Consider the following 5,914-nt stretch of genomic DNA (forward strand, 5'->3'; position numbering starts at 1 on the left):
AATAATCATCACCAGAAGCAGAGGCCAAGTCAATGTATCTTGGATGTGTTGTCCAGCCGTCAGCGACTTTGAGATACGTTTTAAAAAGTCCTGTCGTAGAACTAATCAAGTGCGTATACGCATACCCAACAATATGGTGGTTTCCGTATGTCTGATGTCCTTGCAACATAACATACATTATATAATCTTCTTCCAGAGTCGCAACAATGTTATCATATGTCAAATCTCTGCGCCAAAAGCCAGAATCAATGCCGTATTCCTCAAAACAAACTTGAGTATACTTGGCGGCCAATGTATTAGATGTGCCTCCAATTACACCGCCCAAGTCGCTGTTTACATAATATAAATTTGCAGTTCCAATGTCTGCGACCCTTTGAAATATATCTTGAGTGCTTTTGCGATTGATGGTATTTATACCATAACGATTGCCATACATAATAAGCATATTTGTAATTGCCGTTGGACCGCAATGATTTTTATATCCAGAAAATTCTGAGGTGCTGTGGCACTCAATCGTTCTACCGTTACTCTCCCATTTGTTTATTGAATCGTGTCTGCTAAATGGGCCAACATAATATTGATTTGCATGTGCAAATGGATCATCAATTTCATCATCAAAAACGCCCCTTGATACAGCTGATTTTTCTTCAATAATTGCTGCTAAAACCGGAGTTGGAACGTTTTCAACTTCCTTAGCGGAAGCCAATGAATTTTCAATTTCGGTTCTCATAATTTGTTCGCCATCAAGGTTTTCAAGTGTTGACAACCCCGAATCCTTATAGTATCCAAGTTGACCAGCATAGATAATTCGTTCATTATCTTCAAATTCAAATTCATGATAAATAGGTTCTGCAACATCAGACCATTCAAGAATAATATTGTCAACACCCATATAAGCTGAAACTACAACATATCCTTCGGTAAGCTCTACTGTATAAGCTGTGGTATTATTTTCCTGATCATACATTGGCACAATCCTGACAACATCAGTATTCTCATTCCATGAAACTGCTTCGGACTTTACTAAATCGCTTACAAATAACTGTGCGATATAATTTGCTTCATCTTCTGAAACCAACAAATCATCTTCAGTGACTGTTGCAATTGCTGCTTTTGACAAAGCGACAGAGTTATATGAGGAATCTTCGCTTCCTGTTGCAAATGCCGGAACGCTCAACGTCATGCACATCACCACTGCCAGAGCCAAACTCATCATTTTCTTTTTCATATTATACTTCTTTCTTTCATTTCTAAAGGATATGCCCATGAATTAAGTCCGATCTCATTTTCGGCTTTTTGCCACCCTATGTAATATTACTGCATTGGCCCACGCCTCTTGTGACCCGGTGGTACGAAATGGTTGGTTCCGAGTTCCTTTGTAATCCTAGTGTCTGGAAAGCAGGAAAGGGCGACATTGTTCTTCAGAATTCCTTATTTCTTTATGGGTTGCTTTCATATGTTATGCTGGGGCGGAAATTATTTGGGATTCTTTGGATGGAAAACATCCGAATGAGCGGATTGAGGAAGCCACCCAAACAAGTATTCAGACGACCCGAAGGCCGCCTGAATTGCAAGTGTGGGCACACTCGTCAGCATATGGTGAAAAGAGCAGGCTGGCGCTTTCACAAGAAACCAGCCTGCTCGATAAGTTAGAATTCATATTTTTTAGAGGGAAGCATTTTTCAACGCTTCCCTCTAAGCTACAAAAATTTACTTTTTAGCTGCAGACATTTTGCCGAAGATTTCAGACAGGGCGTCAAATGCTGAGATACGCCGATTCAAGAACCCGTTTGGTTGGTCTGAAGATACTAAACCGCACCATGCGGCAGCCCAACTTCTGGCATTACCGTCAGCTTCCATCAGCGTTTCATACGGAGCAACATCGGAGTTCGCATCATAGGCTATGGATGAGTTTCCGGAAGCCACTTCTTCCAGCGTACCTAAACAAACCATGTCGGAATAGCCGATATAATTTTTGTCGGTCTCTGACAAATTACCAGCAGATACCAAATCGTCCACAAAAGCGCGGTATTCCTCCTGTGACATATGCTCAGGATCATATTTCTCCGACCAACGCTGAATGCTTTCATCTGACGCTTCTGTCCTTCCGGGCGGCGTGTTGCTCACATAGGCATCCTGGTTTTGCCAACCTCCGCCATATACCGGGAAAACTCTTTTGTCGGTGTCCCTATGGACAAATTTCCTTTAAAAGGTCTTGTCTTAAACAACGGCCCCTGAGGGGATATACCGCCTTCCCTAATATCGTTCATTAAGTGAATCCTCCAATGTATATTTACGCTTTGTCCGTATTTGCTATGATTGCCACACCCAGCACAGCGCTACCAGGCCCTCCGCCAACATAATTGAAATAAAAACCGCCATCACAGCCAACATAATAGTAATTCATATTGTTCTCGGGGAGTAGGAACATTTCGTCGATTGTCAAGGTTGTATTCTGATAAGGAATATTTATAGTATGCTCCTCTTGACCGCTCAAACAGGTGCCATGCGGCGTCCATTTTACATTGATAGGTTTGTCGGCCGAAAGGTCAACTGTGGCCAGCAGTCTCCATCCAACAATTGTGTATGTCTTCCCATCATTCAGCCGCGCACCTGCGCTGTTCACCTGATTATACAATATTGCAATTTCGTTACTTGTCAAGCGAAGACTCGCGCTTTGAGGACTGGTAGCCCATCCGGCAATCGACCGAATTCCGTCAAAGTAATAAACTGCATTGTCCTCCGTGCAGTAGACTATTGGGTAACCCATAATTTGTCGAATGTTTACATCGGGAGAGATTGGCTGAGGCACCAGTCTTTGCGCTTCCTTACTCTCTGATGCAGGAATTTCCAAGGGCCGGGAAGATTTTTTAACCTGAGCAACCGTGCTAGACTGGCCTTCGGAATACAGAATCAAATTACCGTATTCAGATGCTTGCGGTGTTGCCGGAGTAGCAGTTGCGGACACGGCTAACGTCATACACATCACCACTGCCAGAGCCAAACTCATTAGTTTTTTTCATGTTATACCGCTTTTCTCATTTTGTAAAGAATCCGACGGGATAAAGATATGCAAAATGTCATTGCGATAATACTTACTGCATCGGTTCGCCCCTTTCGTGCCCCGGTGGCGTGGGATCGTCGGTTTCGGACTCCTTTGTAATCCTCGTGTTTGGAAAGCAGGAAAGGGCGACATTCTTCTTCAAAATTCCTTATTTCTTTATGGGTTGCTTTTATGTGTTATGCTCGGGCGGAAATCATTTGGGATTCTTGGGATAAAAAACATCCGAAAGGGCGGATTAAAGAAGCCTTCTAGACTAGCATTCAGGCGACCCGAAAGGGTCGCCTGAATTACAAGTGGTGAACCATCTATCCGATTTCACTTTTGCAACCTTGCTACAAAAAACTTATATGCTCCTGTAAAAATTTTTTGTACAGCCGTGATAGCAATCGCAGTAAACACCCATATAATGGTGGTTTTGTTTATAATGACAATGAGCACAAAAAGGAGTACACTTACGAAGCAAAGCATTGCCTGCAAAAATAAAAAAATGCGCCTTTTGGCTCCCGTAATATCAGTATAAACATCAGTTTTATTTATATTTCGTAAAATTGATATACCTAGCCACAAATCGTGAATGAAGTATAAAATTGCTCCAAATTCAAGTAATAAAAACGAATTTGATAAGCTCATAAATAGACATCCTCTAAATAACTCCAACTAGTCGGGGTGTATTCATTTGTACGATTGTCTTTAGCTGGTCGTCCACCCTGTGGCTTCTTTTCCGGCGGTAGCAGTTCTTTAATTTTCTCCCACGCTTCTGTGGGTAATTCATGTCGTCTCATGTAATTATTCTATCACATTAGGCACTTTTATTCAACTATTAAGGTTTCAAAACACACTCTAGGAGTTCAACGGTATGACAGTAACCGTCAAGCCACTGCCCACGTAGATCGGCAGGTCAGAAAATGGTACAATCCAAACAGGTTGAAAAATAGATGCAACAAAGACAACTGATAAGGAAGTATACATATGGATACACGGAAGGTAGCGACAGCATATCGCTTACACCAATAAAGTTTCTAAGAACCAGGCATCCTTAACGGTTTGTTTTGCCTTGCTGGTTCGTGCTGAGTTTTTGATAAAGCTCGTAGGACTCATAGATGTTTACTCTCAAAGAAGCGGATTGTTTCTTTATAGGAAAGCCGTCTTCGTTATAAGTTCTACGACTGCTGAAGGTATAGGCCACCATACAATATCCCTCAGGAAGTTGCACGTCCCCCCTATAGGACATCCTGCTATATCCCGCAGGTAATTCCACGGCCTTGCCAAAGAAATCTTTTGGAACTTCTTTTTCTAAGAACGCCTGATAAACCTCCTCTTCATTCTCGAAACCACCGTAAAGCAGCGTGGCAAACACGATTTGCTGCTTCCAGTCCTCCCACACAATTTGCTCAGAATCAACGCTCTGATCAAATATTGTATATAACATTCGTTCGCCCTTATAATTTGCAGAGGAAATATCCGCGAGAAACACGCTATTGTTGGTGCCGTCATACGTTTCCGTTGGGCTGCGAACTACATATTGGATATGTCCTTTTCTATACGAATCCGTTTCTGATTCGGAAATAACTCCCGGCAGCCCGACTTTTTCCAGCGTAGCGGTAATCTCTTCCTCCTCTAATGGAAAAGTAGTTTGAAACCGTTCGTCTTTTTTAGAGCCGATCAGCGAGAAGAGAATACCAAGTACGCAAACCGCAAGAAATACATATATCAATCGCTTCAAACAATCACCTCACAAGCATCTTCATTTTTAATCGTAAGCAAAACCTGATAAACATATTGCAATCAAAGGGTTCGCGTCAGGGCAACACGCAATTGTCACTACGAAAAATAGAAACAGCCAGCCCCCAATGGTATTATATTGTTACAGCAAACCACACCGAAAGGGGCTGACCGTTATCTATTGTCAGGAAACCATACAGGACATAAACTGGTTCATCTCACAGCCCAAGGCCAAGTTTTATGACGGGCTGTTTTCATGGTTCGACCCACGCCCAATCATCCGCTTGTGTCTGTCCTGCGTTTCGCTCATGGTTGTCTTCATTTATAGCGAGCAATTGATTCCCATTATGCAATTGCGTTACCTCAGTCCCATATAGTCAGGGTCCTCGTGTAAATCGTAACCATTCCGGTAGGATTGGCCGGGCCTTGCTTTCCATGTACCCGCACCATCCCAATACTCTAGATGGCACTCTATTTCCCAATATTTATTAAGGAAAACAGACGAAGTTTTATATCCGCATTGATCGCACTCTGAGTATGTGTAGACTTCAAATTTAATGGATTTATCGCTCGACAAATCTGGAGAGGCAGGGCACATTATCATGATAGGAGGCCCCTCTCTGCGTTCAGTCATGCCTCGATAACTGTTACTCCCGCACCTTGGACAAAGCATTCTTAATTGTATTTGGTTCGGAATAATGAACGAATAGAGGTTATCTGGGTCATATTCTGGGGAATGAAAAAATTCTGCGATTTCAGCTTCATTCTCCACATTGATTTCAATTCTTGTGCGTTCTGCTGCAAACGCCGGAACACACAGAGACACGCACATCATCACTGCAAGAGCCAAACTCATCATTTTCTTTTTCATGTTATACCTCTTTTCTCATTTTGTAAAGAATTCGCCGGGATAAAGATATGCAAAATGTCATTGCGATAATACTTACTGCATCGGCCTGCTCCTTTCGCGTCCCGGAGATATGGGAGCATTGATTTTCTGCCAGAACTACCTACGGAACCAATTTTCGTTTCCTACTGCATGGGACTCGCCTTTTTTATGGAAAGCCGCAAGTATCGTGCAGAGCTTCCTGCAAAAGCAATCCGCGTTTACCGCAGTTTCCGGGGGAC

General features: G+C 42.6%; 6 protein-coding genes. All 6 read right to left on the reverse strand.

The genetic code is table 11. The features are described from left to right. The coding region (locus RTK01_RS15615) for a hypothetical protein (protein ID WP_312281858.1) at positions 1–1,228 on the reverse strand (1,228 nt) is incomplete at its 3' end. Between the two features lie 482 nt (positions 1,229–1,710). Further along, positions 1,711–2,127, reverse strand: coding sequence for a hypothetical protein (locus RTK01_RS15620; RefSeq protein WP_312281859.1), 417 nt, complete (start codon positions 2,125–2,127; stop codon positions 1,711–1,713). Positions 2,128–2,293: 166 nt separating this feature from the next. After that, the gene (locus RTK01_RS15625) at positions 2,294–3,010 is read right to left on the reverse strand and encodes a hypothetical protein (RefSeq protein ID WP_312281860.1); all 717 of its coding nucleotides are present in this window, start codon (positions 3,008–3,010) and stop codon (positions 2,294–2,296) included. 369 nt (positions 3,011–3,379) lie between these two features. Then, on the reverse strand, positions 3,380–3,694 hold the full coding sequence (locus RTK01_RS15630; protein ID WP_312281861.1) for a hypothetical protein: 315 nt from the start codon (positions 3,692–3,694) through the stop codon (positions 3,380–3,382). Positions 3,695–4,100: 406 nt separating this feature from the next. Further along, positions 4,101–4,787: a hypothetical protein gene (locus tag RTK01_RS15640; RefSeq protein ID WP_312281862.1), complete on the reverse strand. Its 687-nt coding sequence runs from the start codon at positions 4,785–4,787 to the stop codon at positions 4,101–4,103. A gap of 357 nt (positions 4,788–5,144) precedes the next feature. Beyond that, the gene (locus RTK01_RS15645; RefSeq protein ID WP_312281863.1) at positions 5,145–5,657 is read right to left on the reverse strand and encodes a hypothetical protein; all 513 of its coding nucleotides are present in this window, start codon (positions 5,655–5,657) and stop codon (positions 5,145–5,147) included. Positions 5,658–5,914: the final 257 nt, after the last annotated feature.

Origin of the sequence: Oscillibacter sp. (assembly GCF_031978065.1) — a bacterium.
Taxonomy (GTDB): Bacteria; Bacillota; Clostridia; order Oscillospirales; family Oscillospiraceae; genus Oscillibacter.